This is a genomic window from Curtobacterium sp. ME12 (assembly GCF_903970855.1).
Taxonomy (GTDB): domain Bacteria; phylum Actinomycetota; class Actinomycetes; order Actinomycetales; family Microbacteriaceae; genus Curtobacterium; species Curtobacterium poinsettiae_A.
In genome coordinates, this window is record NZ_CAJCKD010000034.1 from 1 (window position 1) to 21,444 (window position 21,444).

Annotated in this window: 19 protein-coding genes, 1 tRNA gene and 1 pseudogene; 10 read left to right on the top strand and 11 right to left on the bottom strand. The window is 71.0% G+C overall.

Annotation, left to right across the window (positions count from 1 at the left end):
• Positions 1–40: 40 nt before the first annotated feature.
• Together H7A73_RS14510 and ptsP are read right to left on the bottom strand one after the other, a co-directional pair.
• A complete protein-coding gene (locus H7A73_RS14510; protein ID WP_182066618.1) occupies positions 41–1,597 on the bottom strand; it encodes a PTS mannitol transporter subunit IICB in 1,557 nt (518 codons plus the stop codon).
• Positions 1,598–1,665: 68 nt separating this feature from the next.
• On the bottom strand, positions 1,666–3,324 hold the full coding sequence (gene ptsP, locus H7A73_RS14515) for a phosphoenolpyruvate--protein phosphotransferase (protein ID WP_182066619.1): 1,659 nt from the start codon (positions 3,322–3,324) through the stop codon (positions 1,666–1,668).
• A gap of 251 nt (positions 3,325–3,575) precedes the next feature.
• Here ptsP and H7A73_RS14520 point away from each other — a divergent pair, with 251 nt between their 5' ends.
• The 10 genes and pseudogenes from H7A73_RS14520 (at position 3,576) to H7A73_RS14565 (ending at position 12,923) form a co-directional block, all read left to right on the top strand.
• Positions 3,576–4,346, top strand: coding sequence for a DeoR/GlpR family DNA-binding transcription regulator (locus H7A73_RS14520; RefSeq protein WP_182066620.1), 771 nt, complete (start codon positions 3,576–3,578; stop codon positions 4,344–4,346).
• A gap of 69 nt (positions 4,347–4,415) precedes the next feature.
• Positions 4,416–4,688, top strand: coding sequence for an HPr family phosphocarrier protein (locus H7A73_RS14525; protein ID WP_022905912.1), 273 nt, complete (start codon positions 4,416–4,418; stop codon positions 4,686–4,688).
• 128 nt (positions 4,689–4,816) lie between these two features.
• The gene (locus tag H7A73_RS14530; protein WP_182066621.1) at positions 4,817–5,659 is read left to right on the top strand and encodes an exodeoxyribonuclease III; all 843 of its coding nucleotides are present in this window, start codon (positions 4,817–4,819) and stop codon (positions 5,657–5,659) included.
• 40 nt (positions 5,660–5,699) lie between these two features.
• Positions 5,700–6,710: a tryptophan--tRNA ligase gene (gene trpS / locus H7A73_RS14535; protein WP_182066622.1), complete on the top strand. Its 1,011-nt coding sequence runs from the start codon at positions 5,700–5,702 to the stop codon at positions 6,708–6,710.
• 2 nt (positions 6,711–6,712) lie between these two features.
• Entirely contained in the window at positions 6,713–7,267 is a 555-nt protein-coding gene (locus H7A73_RS14540) for a GNAT family N-acetyltransferase (protein WP_182066623.1), read from the top strand.
• Positions 7,268–7,358: 91 nt separating this feature from the next.
• Positions 7,359–8,447: a bifunctional diaminohydroxyphosphoribosylaminopyrimidine deaminase/5-amino-6-(5-phosphoribosylamino)uracil reductase RibD gene (ribD, locus tag H7A73_RS14545; RefSeq protein ID WP_247737954.1), complete on the top strand. Its 1,089-nt coding sequence runs from the start codon at positions 7,359–7,361 to the stop codon at positions 8,445–8,447.
• Positions 8,448–8,458: 11 nt separating this feature from the next.
• A pseudogene (ribA, locus tag H7A73_RS14550) lies at positions 8,459–9,106 on the top strand (GTP cyclohydrolase II); the annotation flags it as partial.
• A 219-nt stretch (positions 9,107–9,325) separates the two neighbouring features.
• Complete coding sequence (locus H7A73_RS14555) at positions 9,326–10,705, top strand: MFS transporter (RefSeq protein ID WP_182066626.1); 1,380 nt, start codon at positions 9,326–9,328, stop codon at positions 10,703–10,705.
• Positions 10,706–10,846: 141 nt separating this feature from the next.
• Positions 10,847–11,062, top strand: a complete 216-nt coding sequence (locus H7A73_RS14560) for a hypothetical protein (RefSeq protein WP_027466417.1) — start codon at positions 10,847–10,849, stop codon at positions 11,060–11,062.
• Positions 11,063–11,069: 7 nt separating this feature from the next.
• Positions 11,070–12,923: an ABC transporter ATP-binding protein gene (locus tag H7A73_RS14565; RefSeq protein ID WP_182066627.1), complete on the top strand. Its 1,854-nt coding sequence runs from the start codon at positions 11,070–11,072 to the stop codon at positions 12,921–12,923.
• Between the two features lie 46 nt (positions 12,924–12,969).
• On the opposite strand, the gene H7A73_RS14570 is transcribed toward H7A73_RS14565, so the two are convergent.
• From H7A73_RS14570 to H7A73_RS14610, 9 genes are all read right to left on the bottom strand, one after another.
• Positions 12,970–14,475, bottom strand: a complete 1,506-nt coding sequence (locus H7A73_RS14570; protein ID WP_209135071.1) for an NAD-dependent succinate-semialdehyde dehydrogenase — start codon at positions 14,473–14,475, stop codon at positions 12,970–12,972.
• Positions 14,472–15,092, bottom strand: a complete 621-nt coding sequence (locus H7A73_RS14575; RefSeq protein WP_182066628.1) for an isochorismatase family protein — start codon at positions 15,090–15,092, stop codon at positions 14,472–14,474. The genes H7A73_RS14570 and H7A73_RS14575 overlap by 4 nt, the downstream gene beginning before the upstream one ends.
• Positions 15,093–15,115: 23 nt before the next feature.
• Positions 15,116–16,627 carry a D-alanyl-D-alanine carboxypeptidase/D-alanyl-D-alanine-endopeptidase gene (dacB, locus tag H7A73_RS14580; protein WP_182066629.1) on the bottom strand — a complete coding sequence of 504 codons (1,512 nt, stop codon included), beginning with the start codon at positions 16,625–16,627 and terminating at the stop codon, positions 15,116–15,118.
• 73 nt (positions 16,628–16,700) lie between these two features.
• Positions 16,701–17,696, bottom strand: a complete 996-nt coding sequence (locus H7A73_RS14585; RefSeq protein ID WP_182066630.1) for a Gfo/Idh/MocA family protein — start codon at positions 17,694–17,696, stop codon at positions 16,701–16,703.
• A 217-nt stretch (positions 17,697–17,913) separates the two neighbouring features.
• Complete coding sequence (locus H7A73_RS14590; RefSeq protein ID WP_071404995.1) at positions 17,914–18,354, bottom strand: BLUF domain-containing protein; 441 nt, start codon at positions 18,352–18,354, stop codon at positions 17,914–17,916.
• Positions 18,355–18,542: 188 nt separating this feature from the next.
• The gene (locus H7A73_RS14595) at positions 18,543–19,340 is read right to left on the bottom strand and encodes a glycoside hydrolase family 16 protein (RefSeq protein WP_182066631.1); all 798 of its coding nucleotides are present in this window, start codon (positions 19,338–19,340) and stop codon (positions 18,543–18,545) included.
• A gap of 181 nt (positions 19,341–19,521) precedes the next feature.
• Positions 19,522–19,594, bottom strand: a tRNA-Thr gene (locus tag H7A73_RS14600).
• 44 nt (positions 19,595–19,638) lie between these two features.
• Positions 19,639–20,274: a TetR/AcrR family transcriptional regulator gene (locus H7A73_RS14605; protein WP_182066632.1), complete on the bottom strand. Its 636-nt coding sequence runs from the start codon at positions 20,272–20,274 to the stop codon at positions 19,639–19,641.
• Between the two features lie 24 nt (positions 20,275–20,298).
• Positions 20,299–21,441, bottom strand: a complete 1,143-nt coding sequence (locus H7A73_RS14610; protein ID WP_182066633.1) for a DNA polymerase III subunit delta' — start codon at positions 21,439–21,441, stop codon at positions 20,299–20,301.
• Positions 21,442–21,444: the final 3 nt, after the last annotated feature.

The window sequence follows — 21,444 nt, forward strand, 5'->3', positions numbered from 1 at the left end:
CCGTCCCCTCCGATACTGCACTTCGTTACTGGTTGTGGCGTTACTGGTTCTTCAGCTGCTCGACGACCTGGTCGTACTGCGGCGCGTTCATGAAGTTGCCGACCGACACGTGCTGCGCGTTCGGGTTCTTCTGCTTGGCGCGGTCCGTCAGTTCTTCCTGCGTGATGATCAGGTCCTCGTCACCGGACAGGTTCGCGATCGCCTTGTTGGAGACCGTGACCCCTTCGATGCCCGCCTTCTTGATCTTGTTGCGCAGGACGCTGGCACCCATCGCACTCGACCCCATGCCGGCGTCGCAGGCGAAGACCAGGTTCTGGACCTTCGTCGCCGTCGCCGTGTTCGCCGAGCCGACGCCGCCGAGGGAGGCCTCAGCTTCTTCCTCGTTGGCCGGGGAGTTGTTGCCGAGCAGGCCGGCGGTCGCCGAGTTGACGTCGCGGCCCTTGTTGGCCTGGAGCTTCGCCATGGCGGCGCTCATGTCACCGCCGCCGTTCGCCAGGTCACGCTTGCGGCTGGCGAGCAGGAAGAAGGACGAGACCGCGAACGACACCGCGGCGGACAGGACGACCGACAGGATCACGCCGAGGAAGCTGTTGCGCTCGGTGGCGCCGAGCACCGCGAAGATCGAGCCGGGCGACGCCGGGGCGACGAGGCCGGACTGGAACGCCACGTTCGTGGCGACACCCGTGGCACCACCGAGGATGACGGCGATGAACAGGATCGGCTTCTGCAGCACGTACGGGAAGTAGATCTCGTGGATGCCACCGAAGAACTGGATGATGATCGCGCCGGGAGCGGTCGAGCGGGCGATGCCGACACCGAAGAAGGTGAATGCCAGCAGCAGACCGAGACCGGGGCCGGGGTTCGCCTCGAGCAGGAACAGGATCGACTTGCCGGACTCGGCGACCTGCGCCGCGCCGAGCTGGTCGAGCACACCGTGGTTGATGGCGTTGTTCAGGAAGAAGACCTTCGCCGGCTCGATGATGACGCTGGCGAGCGGCAGGAGCGAGTGCTGCACGAGGAAGTCCACCGCGGAGCCGAGGCCCTCGGCGATGAGCTTGAACAGCGGCGCGAGCCAGAAGAAACCGATCATCGCGAGGACGAAGCCCAGGATGCCGGCCGCGTAGTTGTTGACGAGCATCTCGAAGCCGGGCTTGATCTTGCCGTCCCAGATCCGGTCGATCTGCTTGATCAGGTAGGCACCGAGCGGGCCACAGATCATCGCGCCGAGGATCATCGTGGTGCCGGAGGCCCCGATGATGACGCCCATGGTCATGATCGACCCGACGACGGCACCGCGGGTGTCGTAGATCATCCGGCCGCCCTGGATGGCGATCGCGAGCGGGATCAGGTAGGTCAGGATCGGGCCGACGAGGCCGGGGTTGGCGACACCGGCCGTCTCACCGAACCCGCCGAGGACGCCGACGGGGGTCCACCCGGTCTCGATGAAGAAGGCCGTGATGATGCCCCACGCGATGAAGATCGCGATGTTGGGCATGACCATGCCGGAGAGGAACGTGCCGAACTTCTGAACGGCGACGCGTGCGCCGCCCCGCGACTTCGCGGGTGCGTCGGGCGCTGCAACGGACGACGTTGTCATGTGCGGTGACTTTCTGTGTGGTGGAGCTGCTGCGTGGTGATGGGACGGGTGGTGCTGGGGGTGGTGGCTCAGGCGGCGTGCGTCGCGGCCGCGGCAGCGGACTTCGCGGCCGCCGCCGTGCTCGCGGCGAGTGCCGCCGTCGCCATCTCGCGGGCCTGTTCGAGCGTGTAGCGGCCGAGTTCGGCGCGCACGTCGGCCAGAGCCGCGGGGGTCATGGAGAGGGTGGTGGCGCCGAGACCGACCAGGACGACGGCGAGCAGCGGGTCGGCTGCTGCTTCACCGCAGATCCCGACGGCCTTGCCGGCGGTCGCGCCCGCGGAGCCGAGCTGCGCGACGAGGCGCAGGACGGCGGGGTGCCACGGGTCCTGGTAGGACGCGACGGTGCCGAGCATGCGGTCGGCAGCCATCGTGTACTGGGTCAGGTCGTTCGTGCCGATCGACACGAAGTCGGCGTTCTGGAACACCTGCTCGGCCATCAGCGCGAGCGACGGCACCTCGGCCATGACACCCGCGGTGCGGATGCCGAGTTCGCGGGCCAGGGTGACGAAGTACTCGGTCTCCTCGGCGTCGGCGACCATCGGGGCCATGACCCACAGGTCGGCCTCGGTCGCGGCGTCGGCCTGGGCGAGCGCGGTGAGCTGGTCGCGCAGGACCTCGGGGTGGTTCCGCAGCGCACGCAGGCCGCGGCGCCCGAGGGCCGGGTTCTCCTCGTCCTTGTCGGTGAGGAACGGCAGGGGCTTGTCGGCGCCGGCGTCGAGCGCGCGCACGACGACCTTCTTGCCGGGGAACGCCGCGAGGAGCTGGCGGTACGACTCGGTCTGCTCGTCGACCGTGGGGGCCTTCGGCGAGTCGAGGAAGAGGAACTCGGTGCGGAAGAGCCCCACGCCCTCCGCACCGAGAGCAACGGCGCCGGCGGCGTCGGCGGGGCTGCCGAGGTTCGCGAGCAGGGGCACGACGTGGCCGTCAGCGAGCGCACCGGCGGTGAGCGGTGCCGCTGCGGCGGCGAGACGGTCGGCGATGCGCTGCTCGACCTCGGCCACGAGCTCCGCGGAAGGGTCGGTCACGACGGTGCCGGCGAGGGCGTCCACGACGACGGACTGGCCGTCGGCCAGGTCGTCGGCGCCGGTCACGCCGACGATGGCGGTGATGCCCTTGGCGCGGGCGAGGATCGCGGTGTGCGACGTCGGGCCGCCGTCGCGGGTGACGAGCGCGAGCACCTTCTCGAGGTCGAGCAGCGCGGTGTCCGCCGGGGCGAGGTCGCGGGCGACGAGGACGAAGGGGGTGTCCGACTCGGGGACGCCGGGGGCGTGCACGCCGCGGAGCTTGGCGATGATGCGCTGGGCGACGTCGTCGAGGTCGGCCGCGCGCTCCCCCATGTAGCCGCCCATGCCGACGAGCAGGTCGCGGAACTGGGCGAACGCCTCGTACACCGCGCGCTCGGCGTTGGTACCACCGTCGATGCGGGCGTGCACGTCGTCGAGGAGCGTCGGGTCCTGCGCCATGAGCGCCTGGGCCTCGAGCACGGCCTGGGCGTCGCCACCGGCGAGCTGTCCGCGCTTGTTGAGGTCGTCCGCCACGGCGGCCAGTGCGTCGTGCACGGCCTGCTTCGCGTCCTCCGCCGAACCCACCAGGGCGTCCTTCGACGGTTCGCCGAGCGGGTCAGCCATCCGGAGCACGGGGCCGTGGGCAACGCCACGGCCGACGCCGGTGCCGAGCAGTTCGGACATTCGAGACTCCTTCATCTCACACGCGCTTGCGGTGGGGTGGATCGTTCGGTGCTGACGACACGGGAACAGACCACGCCCGTGCGGCTGAGCAGCACACTACCCCGCTTCGCGTTGACAAACAAACACATCCGGGGATAAAAATGCAGAAACAGATGCCCGTTTGCGTCTGGCGGATCGAACGCAGGGCACGACGTCGTGGATGTCGCGCCCGAGCATGTCCGTTCCGTTCCGACCCGAGACGACGAGGTCCGATGTACGCACCAGAACGCCACCAGCGCATCGTCGAGCAGGCACGCGCGCAGGGCCGGGTGGACGTCAAGGACCTGGCCGAGTCGCTCGCCGTCACGCCCGAGACCATCCGCCGCGACCTGACGAGCCTGGAACGCCGCGGTCTGGTCCGTCGCGCACACGGCGGCGCGATCCCCGTCGAGCGGATCACCCTGCATCCCGGCGTCGGGGACCGCGGCGGTATCAACCAGGCCGAGAAGATGGTCATCGCCGAGGCCGCCCTGGCGGAACTGCCCGAGAACGGCTCGATCATGATCGACGCCGGCACCTCGACCATCTGCCTGGCCGAGCTGCTGCCGACCGACCGCGGGCTGACCGTGGTCACGCACTCGCTCCCGGTCGCCACCGCCGTCGCGAACCGCCCGGGCATCGACCTGCACCTGCTCGGCGGCAACATCCGCAGCGACTCCCTGGCCGGCGTCGGCACCTGGACGCACCAGCTCATCGGCATGGTCAGCGTCGACGTCGCCTTCATCAGCATCAACGGCATCACGCCGGAGCGCGGCCTGACGACCCACAACATGGCCGAAGCTGCCGTGAAGAGCGCGATGATCAAGTCCGCCCGACGGAGCATCCTGCTCGCCGACCACACCAAGTTCGGCCGCGAGGAGTTCGGTCGCGTCGCCCCGCTCGCCGCGATCGACACGATCATCACCGACCCCGCCGTCAACCTCGACCTGGTCCGCGAGGTCGAGGCCGCCGGCACCGAGGTCTTCTGGCCCGGCCGACCCTGACCGCGCCCCGTTGCCGCCCACCCAGCGCTCGCTAGCATGAGCCAACCACCCATCGACAGGAGTACATCGATGTCCGAAGCCACTCGCACCGTGACCGTCGCCAGCGCATCCGGCCTGCACGCTCGCCCCGCATCCCTCTTCGTCCAGACCGTGACGGCGTCGGGGCACCAGGTCACGATCGCCAAGGGCGACAAGTCCGGGAACGCCGGCAGCATCCTCGCCCTGCTCGGGCTCGGCATCGAGAACGGCGACGAGGTCACCCTCACCGTCTCGGGCGACGACGCCGAGACCACCGCGGACAGCCTGGTCGAGTTCCTGAAGACGGACCACGACGCGGCCTGATCGCGCAGGTCGCGTCCTGCACGCGACCACCAGACGGACGGGAGGCCCGTGGCTGCGCAGCCACGGGCCTCCCGTCCGTCTGTCGGGGGCGTCCAGGGCTGTCGGCACCCGCCGATAAGGTGTTCTGCATGACACGCCTGCGCCTCGCATCCGTCAACGTGAACGGCGTCCGCGCCGCCTTCCGCAAGGGCATGGGCGACTGGCTCGCCACCCGTGACGTCGACGTGCTGGCCCTGCAGGAAGTGCGCGCGTCGAGCGACGACCTTGCGGCGCTGCTCGGCGACGAGTGGGACATCGTGCACGACCCGGCGACCGCGAAGGGCCGGGCCGGCGTCGCGATCGCATCTCGACACTCCGCTCAGATCCACCGCGTCGCCCTGGGCGCCGACGACTTCGACTCGGCCGGCCGCTGGCTCGAGGCCGACTACGAGATCGGCGGCACCACCGTCACCGTCGTCTCCACCTACGTGCACTCGGGCGAGGTCGACACCCCCAAGCAGGACGAGAAGTGGAAGTTCCTCGACGCCATGACCGAGCGGCTGCCGAAGCTCCGCGAGCACAACCCGCTCGCGGTCGTCGTCGGTGACCTGAACGTCGGGCACGACGAGCGCGACATCAAGAACTGGAAGGGCAACGTCAAGCGCGCCGGCTTCCTGCCCCGCGAGCGTGCCTACTTCTCGCGGTTCTTCGGCGCCGACGGCGAACCGGTCGAGGGCGCCGACGGCTCCACGGGCCCCGGCCTCGGATGGGTCGACGTGGGTCGCGCCCAGGCCGGCGACGTCGACGGCCCGTACACGTGGTGGTCGTGGCGCGGTCAGGCCTTCGACAACGACACCGGCTGGCGCATCGACTACCAGATGGCGACGCCCGACCTGGCCGCCAAGGTCACGGAGTACACGGTCGACCGCGCCGCGGCGTACGACCAGCGATGGTCCGACCACGCCCCCGTGGTCGTCGACTACGAACTCTGACCCTCTTCTCTCGCTTCACCTGACGCACCGGAGCACCACCATGACCAAGACCCGCATCTTCTCGGGCATCCAGCCGTCCGCCGGATCACTGCACCTCGGCAACTACGTCGGGGCGCTCATGCAGTGGAGGACCCTGCTCGACGACTACGACGCCATCTACTGCGTCGTGGACATGCACGCGATCACGTCACCGCAGGACCCGGCCGAGCTCCGGGCGAACACCCGGGCCACCGCCGCGCAGTACATCGCGTCGGGCATCGACCCGTCCAAGGCGACGCTGTTCGTGCAGTCGCACGTGCCGGCGCACGCCGAGCTCGCCTGGGTGCTGAACACGCTGACCGGCTTCGGGGAGGCGAGCCGGATGACCCAGTTCAAGGACAAGTCGGCACGCCAGGGCGCCGAGGCCGCGTCGGTCGGGCTCTTCACCTACCCGATCCTGATGGCCGCGGACATCCTGCTCTACGACACCAGGGTCGTGCCGGTGGGCGACGACCAGCGCCAGCACGTCGAGCTCACGCGTGACCTGGCCGGACGCTTCAACTCGCGGTTCGGTGACACCTTCGTCACGCCCGAGGCACGGATCCTGACCGAGACCGCGCGCATCTACGACCTGCAGGACCCGACCAGCAAGATGAGCAAGTCCGCAGCGTCGGACAACGGCCTCATCCGCCTGCTCGACGACCCGAAGCGCACCGCGAAGAAGATCAAGTCGGCCGTCACCGACGCCGAGCGCGAGATCCGGGCCGATCGCCAGACGAAGCCGGGTGTGACGAACCTGCTGTCGATCCTGTCGGCGTTCACCGGCACCTCGATCGCCGCGCTCGAGGAATCGTTCGCCGGCAAGGGCTACGGCGACCTGAAGGGCGAGGTCGCCGACGCCGTCGTGGCCGAGCTCGAACCGGTCCGCGCCCGCACGCTCGAACTGCTCGACGACCCGGCGGAGCTCGACCGGCTGCTCGCCGTCGGCGCCGACCGCGCCGAGTCGATCGCCCAGGACACCCTGACCCGCGTCTACGACCGCATCGGGTTCGTCCCGCGGTCGCGCGGCTGACCGTGCAGCCCGTCACGCTCGGGTCGGCGCGGGTCCGGCTCGACCTGCCCACCCGCGCCGACACCGCGGCGATCACCGAGGCCTGCCAGGACCCGGAGATCGTCCGGTGGACGACGGTACCGACGCCGTACCGCGAGCAGGACGCCCGGACCTTCGTCGACGCCCTGGTCGGACCGGGATGGGCCTCGGACCGCGAGTACACCTGGGCGATCCGACCGGCCGGTTCGACGTGGCTCGCGGGCATCATCAGCTACCGCACCGCAGGTCGTGACCTCGGGTTCTGGCTCGCACCGACCGCGCGCGGTGCCGGACTCATGCACGACGCCGTCCGGCTCGTCGTCGACTGGGCGTTCGAGCAGGGCGCGCCGGACGTCTACTGGGAGTGCTACCAGGGCAACACGGCCTCGGCGGCCGTCGCCCGTGCGGCCGGGTTCTCGTTCACCGGCCTCGGCGCGGCCCGGGTCCCGGATCGGGACGGCGGCCCGACCACGGCGTGGACCGCGCTGCGACGCGCCGACGGCGCTCCCGCCTCCGGGCTCCCCTGGCCCAACGCCTGAACACGCTCACAACCGTGGTGACGTGTCACCCAATCCTCGCCGGTAGGCTCGGCACGTGAGCGACACGGCACGACCCACCGAGGTCCGGGCGATGCGCCGCGGACTCGAACTCGCGGCCCTCGGACCCGTCGTCGGCGACCATGCCCGCGTCGGCGCCGTGATCCTCTCCCCCGCCGGCGAGGTCCTCGCCGAGGGCTGGCACAAGGGCGCCGGCACCCCGCACGCCGAGGTCGACGCGATGGCCAAGGTCGACCCGGCACTGCTGCGCGGCGCAACGGCGGTCGTCACCCTCGAACCCTGCAACCACGTCGGCCGCACCGGACCGTGCGCCGTGGCACTGCTCGACGCGGGGATCGCCCGGGTCGTCTACGCGATCGACGATCCCGGAGCCGACGTGCACGGCGGCGCCGATCGACTCCGTGCCGCCGGGGTCCAGGTCGTCTCCGGGGTCCTGGCCGACCAGGCCGAGGCGTTCCTCGAGCGGTGGCTGCTCTCGGTCCGGCTCGGCCGGCCGTGGGTCACCGTCAAGTGGGCGTCCAGCCTGGACGGGCGCGCCGCCGCCGCCGACGGCACGAGCAAGTGGATCACGGGCGCCGCCGCACGGCAGCACGTGCACGAACAGCGTGCCGCCCACGATGCGATCCTCGTCGGCACCGGCACCGTCCTGGCCGACGACCCGAGCCTGACCGCGCGCGGGGATGCCGGCGAACTGCTCGCCGACCAGCCGCTCGCCGTGGTGCTCGGTGACCGCCCGGTGCCGGCCGACGCCGCGGTCCGTCGGCACCCGCGCGGGCTCGTGACCCTGCCCGGACACGACCTGGCCACCTCGCTCGGCGCACTGCGCGGGCACGGCGTGCACTCGGTGTTCGTCGAGGGTGGCCCCACGGTCGCGTCGGCGCTCATCGCCGCCGGACTCGTCGACGAGTACCTCGTGTACATCGCCCCGGTGCTGCTCGGCGGGCCCCGTGTCGCCCTCGACGACCTGGGCGTGGGAAGCATCTCCGATCGTCGGCGGTTGGACGTACTATCGACCACCAGCCTCGGCCCCGACCTGCTGGTCCGAGCCCGACCGCAGCATCCCCAGCACCAGGACCAGGACCAGCACGACCCCCAGCAGCAGCACGACGCGACACCCGGGCTCGGCGACGACGGGCCCACGAACGACCGGAGCACCCCATGACCGATGCGCTGACCTCGCCCACGCCGGGGAGCCCGGTCAAGTTCGAGGTGTCGACGAACGTGCCGACCACCCACGGCACCTTCCAGATGCGCGCCTACCGCGACCTCGTGACGAGCGCGGAGCACGTCGCGATCATCGGCACCCTGCCGGACGGCTCGATGCCCACCGACGGCGCGCTCGTCCGGGTGCACTCCGAGTGCCTGACCGGTGAGGCCTTCGGCTCGCTGAAGTGCGAGTGCGGCCCCCAGCTCGACGCCGCGCTCGACACGATCGCGGCCGAGGGCGGCGTGGTCGTCTACCTGCGCGGGCAGGAGGGCCGCGGCATCGGTCTCATCAACAAGCTCAAGGCGTACCGCCTGCAAGAGGACGGCCTCGACACCCTCGACGCCAACCTCGCGCTCGGACTGCCCGCCGACTCCCGTGCCTACGGCGGCGCCGCGGGCATCCTCGCCGACCTCGGCATCACCCGCGTCCGGCTGCTGTCGAACAACCCGGAGAAGCGGCGCCAGCTCGAGGAGCACGGCATCACCGTCGATTCCCTCGTGCCGCTCGTCGTCGGCATCTCCGCGCAGAACGCCGGGTACCTCGACACCAAGCGCGACCGGATGGGCCACCAGCTGCCCGAGCACCTCGAAGCGGGGGCCGGCGCGGGCGCCTGAGCGCGCGCGGGCGACCGATGCCGCGGCCAGCTGACTCTGGGCTGATTCGCAGGCAGACGACATCTGTCGTATGATCGGGCTTCCGTCACAAGCGGTCCCCCTCAGCCGAACGCACCCGACCGGTGCCCGCGCCACCCCGCGCGAACCGATCGGTGTCCGCCGTTTCGGATCCTCGTGCTCCCCGTCGGGAGCACGCAGCACGGAAGACCCCGCCCTGTCATGACCGCCGCCCCGGCACCCGCAACCCCCACCTCCGCTCCGGCACCCGCCGGCAACCCGCGCTCCCGCGTCGTCATCGCGAGCCTCGTCGGCACGTCGATCGAGTTCTACGACTTCTACGTCTACGCGACCGCCGCGGTGCTCGTCTTCCCGACGCTGTTCTTCCCGAACGAGGACCCCACGGCCTCGCAGCTGTCGTCCTTCGTCACCTTCGCCCTGGCGTTCTTCGCCCGGCCGGTCGGGTCGATCATCTTCGGGCACTTCGGTGACCGGATCGGCCGCAAGACCACCCTCGTCGCGTCGCTGCTCGTGATGGGCACCGCCACGTTCCTGATCGGCTGCCTGCCCACGTTCGACACCATCGGCGTCTGGGCCCCGATCCTGCTCGCCGTGATGCGCTTCGCCCAGGGCGTCGGGCTCGGCGGCGAGTGGTCGGGTGCGGCCCTGCTCGCGACCGAGAACGCACCGAAGGGCAAGCGCGGCGTGTTCGGCTCGATGCCGCAGCTCGGTGCCCCGATCGGCTTCCTGCTCGCGAACGGCCTGTTCATCGCGATCAACGCGGCGATGCCCGCCGGCGCCGACGGCACCCCGAACGCCGACTTCCAGGCGTGGGGCTGGCGTATCCCGTTCCTGCTCTCCGCCGTACTCGTCGTCATCGGCCTCTACGTGCGCTTCAAGCTCGTCGAGTCGCCGGTGTTCCGTGGCGTGCAGGAGTCCGGCACGGTCGCGAAGGTCCCGCTCGGCCGCGTGTTCCGCACCTCGTGGCGGGCCGTCATCGTCGGCACGTTCGGCATGGTCGCCACCTACGTGCTCTTCTACTTCATGACGACGTTCACCCTGTCGTACGGCACGACCGGTGCCGAGGCGAGCGCACTCGTCCCGAAGGTCGGCCTCGGCTACACCCGTGGCGAGTTCCTGACCCTGCTCATGATCGGCGTCGTGTTCTTCGGCATCTTCACGCCGATCGCCGGGCTGCTCGCCGACAGGTTCGGCCGCCGCAGGACCCTCATCCCGACCACGATCGGCATCGCGCTGTTCGGCCTGACGTTCCAGTTCTGGTTCGCGGCGTCGAGCGGGCCGATCACCGTGGTGACGTTCCTCATCGTCGGGCTCTCGCTGATGGGGCTGACCTTCGGTCCGATGGGTGCGCTGCTGCCTGAGCTGTTCCCGACGAACGTCCGATACACCGGCTCGGCCATCGCCTACAACGTCGCGTCGATCCTCGGTGCGTCACTCGCCCCGACCATCGCGTTGGCGCTCTGGAAGCCGGACGGCGACATCTTCCTGGTCGGCCTGTACCTGACGATCGCCGCGGTCGTGACGCTGGTCGCGCTGCTCTTCGTGCGCGAGACCAAGTCGAAGGACATCGCCGACGCCTGATCGGCGACGCATCCGCGGGACGGGAGGACCGGTGCCAGCTGGCACCGGGCCTCCCGTCCGTCGTGTGCGCAGCCCCACTGCGCGGCTCGCGCCGTCAACGCAGGTTGACGGATGTCGTCGCGTCAATGTAGGTTGACAGGCATGGACCGACCGACCATCACGAGCCTCGCGGCCGGAGCATCGGGGGACGACCCGTTCTCCGCCCTCGCCAACGTGCGGGAACTGCGCCGTGAGCTCGACCGGACCGAAGAGCTCGCCGCGCGACGTGCCCGCACCGCCGGCGCCTCGTGGCAGGAGATCGCAACGCTGCTCGGTGTCAGCCGACAGGCAGTGCACAAGAAGTACGGCAGAAACTAGGAACACGATGAGCTTCCCCTTCGCACGTCCGAAGACCTCCGACGGCCCCCGCGCCACGTTCGGTCGCCTGCTGTCCTACCTGTTCGAGAACAAGCCCGCGATGGTCGTGATCATCGTGCTGAGCATCCTCGGTGCGGGGGCCTCGCTCGCGCAGCCGCTCCTGGTCAACCAGGTCATCACCGCGGTGCAGCAGGGCAACACCCTCAGCACGCTCGTGTGGCTGCTGGTCGGGCTCGTCATCGTCGCGGGGGTGCTGAACGGCGTCCAGCACTTCCTGCTGCAGCGTGCGGGCGAGGGCGTCGTGCTCTCCACCCGCCGCAAGCTCATCGCCCGCATCCTCAACCTGCCGATCTCGGAGTTCGACACCCGCCGGACCGGTGACCTGGTGTCCCGCGTCGGCAGCGACACCACGCTCCTGCGTGCCGTCCTGACCCAGGGACTGATCGAGTCGATCGGCGGCGCCCTCACGTTCATCGGCGCCATCGTCGCGATGGCGGTCATCGACCCGCTGCTGCTCGGCATCGTGATCGTGATCGTCCTGATCGCCATCGTCGTCGTCGGCGGACTGAGCCGTCGCATCCGGGTCGCCTCGAAGCGTGCGCAGGAGAAGGTCGGCGACCTCACCGCCGCGGTCGAACGCGGGATCGGCGCGGTCCGCACGATCCGTGCGGCCGGCGCCACCGAACGCGAGGTGCGCGAGGTCGACGGCCACGCGACCGAGGCCTACAAGCGGGGCCTCGACATCGCCAAGATGTCCGCCTTCGTCGTCCCCGTCGCGAGCATCGTCATGCAGGTCGCGTTCATCGCCGTCCTGGGCGTCGGCGGGGCACAGGTCGCGGCGGGCACCATCACCATCGCGACGCTCATCACGTTCATCCTGCTGCTCTTCATGATGATCATGCCGCTCGGTCAGGCGATGGGCGCGGCCGTCGCCGTCGCCCAGGCACTCGGCGCCCTCGGCCGGATCGAGGATATCCTGCACCTGCCGACCGAGTCCCAGGACGACGAGTCGGTCCGGCCCGCCGCGGCCGTCGCCACCGACGACGCCATCGCGTTCGAGCACGTGTCGTTCCGGTACCGCGCACAGGCGGACGCATCGGGTGCCGACGGCGCGGTCGCGTCCGACCCCGCGGACCGCCCAGGAGGCCCGGATCGCGTCGACGACGAACGCTCGGCCGACGACGTGGTGCTCCACGACGTGTCGTTCCGGGTGCCCCGTGGCTCGCGCGTCGCACTCGTCGGCCCGTCCGGTGCCGGCAAGTCGACGACCCTGGCGCTCATCGAGCGGTTCTACGACCCCACCGACGGCGTGATCCGCCTGGGTGGCATCGACGTGCGCGGCATGGACCGCGACGAGCTCCGTGCCCAGATCGGCTACGTCGAGCAGGACGCGCCCGTCCTCGCCGGCACGATCCGCGCCAACCTGCTGCTCGGGTCACCGAACGCCACCGAGGCCGACTGCGTCCGGGTGCTCGAGGCGGTCAACCTCGGCGAGGTCCTGCACCGCGATCCCCGCGGTCTCGACGCGCAGGTCGGTGAGGACGGCGTGATGCTCTCCGGTGGGGAACGGCAGCGCCTGGCCATCGCCCGCGCGCTGCTCGCCGCTCCCCCGATCCTGCTGCTCGACGAGTCGACGTCGTCACTCGACGGGGTCAACGAGCAGAAGATGCGGCTCGCGATCGACGCCGTCGCCGAGGACCGCACCCTGCTCGTGATCGCGCACCGCCTGTCCACCGTGGTGGACTCCGACGTGATCGTCGTGCTCGAGCACGGCCGCGTCGTCGGCAGCGGCACGCACTCCGAGCTCGTGGAGTCGACGCCGCTCTACCGCGACCTGGCGAAGCACCAGCTGCTCGTGTGAGTTCGGGTACGGCCGCGAGCACCGCGGCCGTACCGTCGACTCGGACTCAGGCGGCGAACGGGTCCGGCGTCAGCACGTAGACGGTCTCGAGGTACTCCTCGATGCCCTCGTGCGAGCCCTCGCGGCCCAGGCCCGAGGACTTCACGCCGCCGAACGGGAACGCCGCGTTGGACACGACGCCCGTGTTCAGCCCGAGCATGCCCGTCTCCAGGCGTTCGGCGAGCCGCTGGCCGCGCCGGAAGTCGGTCGTGAAGGCGTAGGCGATGAGCCCGTACTCGGTGTCGTTCGCGAGCCGGATCCCCTCGTCCTCGGTGCTGAAGCGCGTGACCGAGGCGACCGGTCCGAAGATCTCCGTCGTCATGATCTCCGAGCCGGGCTGCACGTCGTCGATCACCGTCGCCTCGTAGAAGGTGCCCGGGCGGTCGATCCGGTGGCCGCCGGTGACGAGCCGGGCACCGCGACCGAGGGCGTCGTCGACGAGCGACGCGGCCTTGTCCACGGCGCGGTCGTCGATGAGCGGTCCGAGCGTCGTACCGTCCTCGGTGCCTCGGCCGACGCGCAGGGCGTCCACCTTCGCGGTGAGGGCCGCGACGAACGCGTCGGCGATGCCGTCCTGCACGAAGAACCGGTTCGCAGCGGTGCAGGCCTCGCCCGTGTTGCGGAACTTCGCGAGCATCGCCGCGTCCACCGCCTCGTCGAGGTCGGCGTCGTCGAACACGAGCAGCGGGGCGTTGCCGCCGAGCTCCATGCTCGTCTTGAGCACGTTGTCCGCCGCCTGCTTGAGGAGCGCCGAACCGACCGGGGTCGAACCGGTGAACGTCAGCTTGCGCAGGCGCGGGTCGGCGATGATCGGCTCCGACAGCCCCTTGGCGTCACTCGACGGGATCACGTTGAGCACACCGTCCGGCAGCCCGGCACGGCGGAACAGCTCGACCAGGAACAGGGTCGTCAGCGGGGTGAGGTCGGCCGGCTTCGCGACCACCGTGCAACCGGCGGCCAGGGCCGGTCCGATCTTCCGGGTCGCCATCGCGAGCGGGAAGTTCCACGGCGTGATCGCGTAGACGGGGCCGACCGGACGCTTCAGCACGATCGCGCGGCCGGTGCCCTCGGGGTTCGTGCGGTAGTCGCCGGTGATGCGGACCGCTTCCTCCGAGAACCACCGCAGGAACTCGCCGCCGTAGACGACCTCGCCGCGGGCCTCGGCCAGCGGCTTGCCCATCTCGAGCGACATCAGGGCAGCGAGGTCGTCGGCGTGCTCGTGCACCAGGTCGAAGGCCCGGCGCAGGATGTCCGACCGTGTGCGCGGGGCCGTGGCTGCCCAGGACTCCTGCGCGGCGGCTGCGGCGTCGAGGGCGGCGATGCCGTCCTCGGGGGTGGCGTCGGCGACCTCGGCCAGGACGGCACCGGTCGACGGGTCGTGCACGGCGAACGTGGACCCGCTCGACGAGGCACGCCAGGTGCCGCCGATGAAGAGTCCGGTGGGGACGCCCTCGACGCGGACGTGTTCGTCGGCGACGGTGGTGGTGGTTTCGTTCGTGGTGGTGTCGGTCACAGTCGTGCTCCTCCTGGGTTCGCGAGGCCCTCGTCCATGTCGCTGCGGTCGACGTGTCCGCCGGCCGCCCGGATCTCGTCGAGCGCCCGGGCGCTGCGCTCGGCGTCGACGCCGGCCACCAGGTCCTCGTACACGGCGACGTCGAGGCCCGCGGCACGGGCGTCGAGCGCCGAGGCACGGACGCAGTGGTCGGTCGCGATGCCGACGACGTCGATCGTGTGCACGCGGCGCTCGGCGAGCACCTCGGCCAGCGGGACGCCCGCCTCGGTCCGGGCCTGGAACGCCGAGTAGTCCGGCGTGCCCTGGCCCTTGAGGACGTCGACGTCGATCAGTGCGGTGTCGAGATCGGGGTGGTAGTCGGCGCCGGGTGTGCCGGCGACGCAGTGCACCGGCCACGTGTCGACGAAGTCGGGCCCCTCGGGTCCGGCGAAGTGTCCGCCGTTGTCGTCGTCGCCGTGGTGCCAGTCGCGGGACGCCACGATGAGGTCGTACTCGTCGCCGTGCCGACCGAGGAACGCGGTGATGCGCTTCGCGAGCGCCGCTCCCCCGGTGACCGCGAGCGCACCGCCCTCGGTGAAGTCGTTCTGGACGTCCACGACGAGCAGTGCTCTTGCCATGGGTCCATCCAACACCCGTCGGCTCAGGAGCCGGTGAGCTTGCTCCCGCACGAGTAGGTCGCGGCGGTCACCGCGTCGAGTGCCGGCAGTGCCGCTGCACGCGGCGATCCGATGGCGTAGAAGGCGAAGGTCAGCCGCGACCCGTCGGCGGCGTCGATGTAGCCCCCGAGGGTGTTCGCGCTGTCGATCCAGCCCGTCTTCGCGTGCACCTTGCCGCGGGCGACCGCGTTCGCGCCGGTGAACCGGCTGGCCAGGGTGCCGGACTGGCCGGACACCGGCAGGGCGTTCGCGAGCGTGCCGAGGCCCTTCGCTCCGGAGGCGACCTGCACCATCAGGTGCGCGACGAACTCCGGCGACACGGCGTTCGAGGCGCTCTCGCCCGAGCCGTCCTTGATCACGATGCCGGCCGGGTCGAGGCCGTAGGACCGCAGTGCCGACTGGTACACGGACGACAGCGACGCCGCGGAGCCGTTCGACCCGGACTCCTTCGAGGACACCCGGGCGAGCATCTCGGCCAGCGTGTTGTCCGAGTTCGGGATCATCTGCCCGATGAGCGTCGACACCGGCTGCGACGACACCGTGGCGATCGTCTCGGTGCCGGTGGTCGCCCGCTTGACGATCTGCGCGGACGCGGCGCCGACGACGCCGGCGTTCGCCAGCGCGGTCCGGAAGGCGATGCCGGCGCGTCCGACCGGGTCCTCCGACCGGGGTGAGGTCGCCGCGGCGGGGTTCGCCCGGTCGCCATCGACCATCAGCGCCGTGACCTCCGGCTGGTACCCGATGGTGCGCTCGGACACCGGCCACGTGGGGTCCCAGGCGTCGGCGTCGCTCCAGTACGAGTCGTCGGTGACGATCGTGGTCACCGGGGTGTCGCCGACCTTCGCCTTCACCTGCTGCGCGAGCTGGGCGAGGGTCGGGGCGCCCGGATACACCGTGCCGCCCCCGGCGGACAGCGTCGCGTCGCCGTGGCCGACCAGGGCGACGGTGTTCGCGGACTCCCGCGCGACGGTCGTCGGGATGCGGTGGTCGCCCCCGAGCGCCGACAGTGCGGTCGCCGAGGTCAGGGTCTTCATGACGCTGCCGGTCTGGGCGGCCCGCTCACCGTGCTCGGAGAACAGGACCTTGCCCGTCTTCGCGTCCATCACGTACCCCTCGAAGTCGCCGAGGCCGCTCGCCGACGCGGCCGTGGCGATCGAGCAGGTCCGGAGCGCGGACGGACCGGCGAGGTCGTCCGGCACCGTGCGGGCATCGGCGGTCGGGGTGGGGGACGGCTTCGTGGTGGGGCGCTTCGTGGTGGGCGTCCGGTCCGGAGCCGAGGAGGCGGTCCGGGTCGGGCTCGACGCCGCAGCGGTCCGGGAGTCCGGGGTCGTGGCCGCCGCGACGGCGACGGCCCCACCGGAACCGACCACCAGCAGCGCCGCGAGACCACCGGCGATCCAGGGGACCGGGCGTCGTGCAGCGGAGGCGCGCACCGCGGTGACGGCGGCGCGGAACCGCTCCGGGACGGAACGCGGGGTGGGCTGCTGCTCGGACATCGCGACCGATCCTACGGAACTGCGGCAGGAGCCTCCAGGCCGGATCCGGGATCCGTCGCGGACGGGAGCCGGGTCAGGGAGCCGTGACCGGACCGTCGGCCGGGTACCGGACCCCGACCTGGCGTCGTGCCTCGTCCAGCACCGCCATGATCGCGACGGTCTCGTCCGGGTCCATCGGCCCGCCGTCGTGGTGGCCGGACGCGATCATCGTCTCGAAGGCGCGGGCCTCGTGCTCGTAGCCGGCGAGCTCCTCGCGGCCGTCGAACTCCTCGACGATGGCACCGTCGCGGTCGCGGATCCGCCAGGTGGTCGGCGTGTACCAGGTGGAGTCGAGGTCGATGCGGCCGGTCTCGCCGATGATCGACGCCGTGTTCGGGCTCCGCAGGTCCATCCCGAAGTGGATCATCGACTGCGCACCGCCCGCGTGCGTCATGACCAGGCCCATCTGCTCGTCGACGCCCTGCTCGCTCAGCGTGCCCGCCGCGACGAGCGCGGTCGGCACCCCGAGCACGTCCACCGCGAAGGACACCGGGTAGATCCCGAGGTCCAGCATCGCTCCCCCACCGAGTGCCGGGTCGCGCAACCGGTGGCCGGGATCCGTCGGGAGCGCCTGGTGGTGGGTCGCCTCGACCACCATCGGGCGGCCGATCCGACCCTCGGCGACGATCTCGCGGATCATCGCCATCTGCGGCAGGAAGCGGGTCCACATCGCCTCCATCACCGCGACGCCCGCGTGCCGAGCGGCGTCGACGACCGTACGGGCCTCGTCCGCGGTGATCGTGAAGGCCTTCTCGACCAGGACGTGCTTGCCCGCCCGGATCGCGAGCAGGGCGTCCTCGGCGTGCCGGACGTGCGGGGTCGCGACGTAGACCGCGTCGATGCGCTCGTCCGCCACCAGGTCCTCGTAGGAACCGTGTGGCTGCTCGATGCCGAACTCGGCGGCGAAGGCCTCGGCGTGTTCGCGGGTGCGGCTGCCCACGGCGGTGAACACGATGCCGGCCGCGGTGCAGTCACCCACGAAGGACCGTGCGATGCCGCCTGTGCCGATGACTCCCCAGCGAACCGTCATGGGTCCTGTCTACCAGCGCGGGGCGGGGTGCGGCGGGGCCCCCCCCGCCCCCGCCGCGGCGGGGGTCGTCGCGGGCCGCGCGCCGGGGGGGCCCCCGGGGGGGCCGGGGACACGCCCCGGGACGGCCGCGCCGCCCGCCCCGCGCCGCGGCGGCCCCCCCCCCCCCGCGGACACGCGCGCAGCGGGGGCGGGGGGCGGCGGGGCCCGCCTCGCCTCGTCAGCGGCGGTGCTTGCCGAGCGCGGCGTCCGGGGCGGCCATCGGGTGGTTCCGGAACCAGCGCAGGAGCTCACGGGCACGACTCGTGTCGGCGCTCGCGTCCCCCTCGGCGAGGAACGAGTCGAAGCCGTCGGGCAGGTCGGCTTCGGCCTCCCGGTGGAACGCCATCTTCCACTCGCCGAAACGGCGGGTGTGGATGCGCTCCTCGACCAGCAGGCCGACGTCGGTGTGCCGCGGGTCGTCGATGATGCGCTGGTACGTCTCGAGCACGGCCGCCTCGGGGCCCTCGAGCAGCTGCATGAACCGGCCGTCCTTGTAGACGAGCAGACCGGACAGGCCGGATGCGGTGTTGCGGACCCGTGCGTGCTCGAGCAGTGCGTCGAGCCGCTCCTGGTCGAACACCTCGTTCGCTGCGCTCATGTAGACCAGGGACAGCAGCATGACGACCTCTCGGTGACGACGGAACGGGTTCTCTCTCATCGTGGACCGCGCCGACGCCGTCGGGCAGCCCCAGAACGGGGATCGTTCCCGCCCGCGCACCCGCGTCGAGGTTCGGGTCATCGACGCGAGCACACGGGTGTCGGGTCGTACGACCGGACTGATTCGGAGCCCCCGTCCGGGGGGTTTGGTCACTCCGCGTCGTAGGTACGGACCCAGTCGATCTGCACGTGCCCTGGGTCGCCCCAGTTGCCGATCTGGAACATGTAGCGGTGCGGCGTGGTGGGCACGTTGCGCGGCACCGTGAACACCAGCTTGCCGTCGAGGTAGTACCGGATGATCTTCCCGGGCACCCACTCGGTCGTGTAGGTGTGCCAGTCGTTCCAGGACACCCGGGTGTTGTAGTGCTCGGTCCGCTTCTCGAGCCCCTGGAGCATCGAGTGGTGGAAGACGCGCGGAGATCCGTCGAACTGCCCCTCCGGGTAGTTCAGCTCACCGTCGGCCCACGCGTTCGACGTCGGCCAGAGCATGACCGCGATCCCGTTGCCGTCCCCACCGGTCGCCCGCGCACGGATGCTGAAGGTGCCGCCGACGTGCGACCAGGCACCGGTGGGCGTACCGAACGTCCCGGCAGCGCCGTGCTTCCCGTCCATCGAGACGTCAAGGTAGCCGTCGTGAGCGCTGATGAGCTTGTCCGAGTAGTACTTGCCGCCCGTGCCGTCGGGGTACGGCTGCCACGAGTTCCGGTACGTCTCCGCGAAGGGGCCGCCGGCTGCTGCCGGGGTGTCGAAGTCCTCGGAGAAGGTCGGCTCGCGGTCCGCCAAGTACGCGGGACCGGTCGCGGACGCCGTCGGGGTCGCGGACGAACCGGTGCTCGGCGACGAGGTCGAGGCGGACGTGGCACGGGACTCGGGCACGGCTGCCGCGGTGACCGCCAGGGCTCCGGCGGTGGCAGCGACCACGACGATGACCAGGACACGCTTCAGCACGGCGTCACCGCCGGTGGAGCGCTGGGCTGGTGGTCGGTCATCGTGTCCCCCGTATCGCGGACAAGGCTAGCCCGCGAACACGCCCGACGTCTGCCCCTCGGGCGAGGGACACGGGTTTCGTCCGGAATACGAAAACCCCGGTCAGAGCCACATCGAGTGGGTCTGACCGGGGTGTTCACGGAGCCGCCTGTCGGAATCGAACCGACGACCTATTCATTACGAGTGAATCGCTCTACCGACTGAGCTAAGGCGGCGCACACCCCATGTCCGGAGTGGCACGAGCAATGACTATACAGGTTCAGACGAGTGAACGCGAAACCAGCACGCCGAGCTCGGAGAAGGACCGTTCGAGCTCGTCCACCAGGTGTGTTCCGGCTTCGGAACCCGACCATTCCCACCATGCGTGACGCAGGGCGGCGAGGGCGACGATGGCCGCGAGACCCGCGCGGCGGCGGAGTGCCTCGGCGTCGGCGGCGAGCTCCGGGTCGGCGTGTTCGAGCCGGCGCGCGACGGCCGCCTGCAGCTCCGCCTGGAACTCCTTCATGGACGCCATGCGACGACTGAACAGCTCCGGGTTCGCGCGGAGGACCTGCTGCCGCTCCTCGATGAGCCCGCGCTCCTCGATCAGTTCGCGCGTGGAGTGCACGAGCAGCGTGCCGATGTCCGCGAGCAGGTCACCGCTCGGACCACCGTCGACGAATGCCTGCAGCGCAGCGTCGTCCGGGAGCCGCGGGTCGTCCCCGAGGATCGCCTGCTCCTTGCTCGGGAAGTAGTTGAAGAACGTCCGGGGCGAGACGTCCGCCCGCCGGGAGATCTCGTCCACCGTGACCGCGCCGAGGCCGTCCTCGATGGCGATCCGGAGCGCAGCCTGCTGGATGGCGCGCCGGGTGGCGCGGCGCTTCCGTTCGCGCAGGCCGGGTTCAGCGTCGGGCATGCCGTGATTGTCGCACGCCGGGCTTCAGCGGCGGGCTCGGGCGATGGTGACGAGCAGTGCTTCGAGTGCCAGGAGTGCCGCCACGTTCGCCGCGATCCGCTGGCGCGCCAGGGCGACGGCGTCGAGGACCTCGAGCGCGGCAGCGGGCGGTGTGGTCGGCAGCGCGTGCACGAGCTGGTCCCGCATGGACAGGTTGACCGGTTCCGCCGGGGCGCCGAGCCCCAGCAGGAGCAGGTCGCGGTACAGGGACGAGACGTCGACCAGGATCCGGTCGAGGCCGTCGCGCAGGCTGCGGGTCGCCCGGCGTTTCTGGTCGTCCTCGAGGGCACGGAGCTGCGACCGGAGCGCCGGCGGGATCGTCCCGCCCGGTTCGACCCCGAGCGAGCGGAGGGCCGCGTCGCGCTCTTCGGAGTCGCGCTGCTCGGTGATGGACTTGGCGTCCTCGTCGGCGACGGCGAGGAGCTCGGCGGCCGCCATGACGGCGTCACCCACGCTCCGCACGCCGAGCACGGTCGTCAGGGTCCGGCGGCGACGATCACGTGCTGGCTCGCTCGTGGCCAGGCGCTGTGCCATTCCGATGTGGCTCTGTGCCTGACGAGCGGCGTCCATCGCGAGGGCACGGTCGACGCCGGTCCGGGCGACGAGGAGGTCGGCGACGGACTCGATGCCGGGCACGCGCAGGCGGACCGAGCGGACGCGGGACCGGATCGTCGGCAACAGGTCGGCCTCACTCGGGGCGCAGAGGATCCACACCGTGCGCTCCGGGGGTTCCTCGAGCGCCTTGAGCAGCAGGTTCGAGGTGCGCTCGGTCATGCGGTCGGCGTCCTCGATGATGACGACGCGGTAGCGCCCGACCGACGGCGAGTAGTACGACGAGGTGACGAGCTGCCGGATCTCGTCGATCGTGATGATCACGCGCTGGGTCGTGAGCACCGAGACGTCGGGGTGGGTCTTCGCGGTGATCTGCCGCAGGGTGTGGTCGTCATCGGGGCCGTTGCCGACGAGCGCCGCGGCGAAGGCGGTCGCCACGTTGGAACGCCCCGACCCGGGCGGACCGGTGATGAGCCACGAGTGGGTCATGCCGCCGGTGCCGTCGGTCGACTCGGCCGCGTTGCGCAGCGACGCGACCGCTTCTTCCTGCCCGGTCAGGCCGTCCCACACGCTCACGGC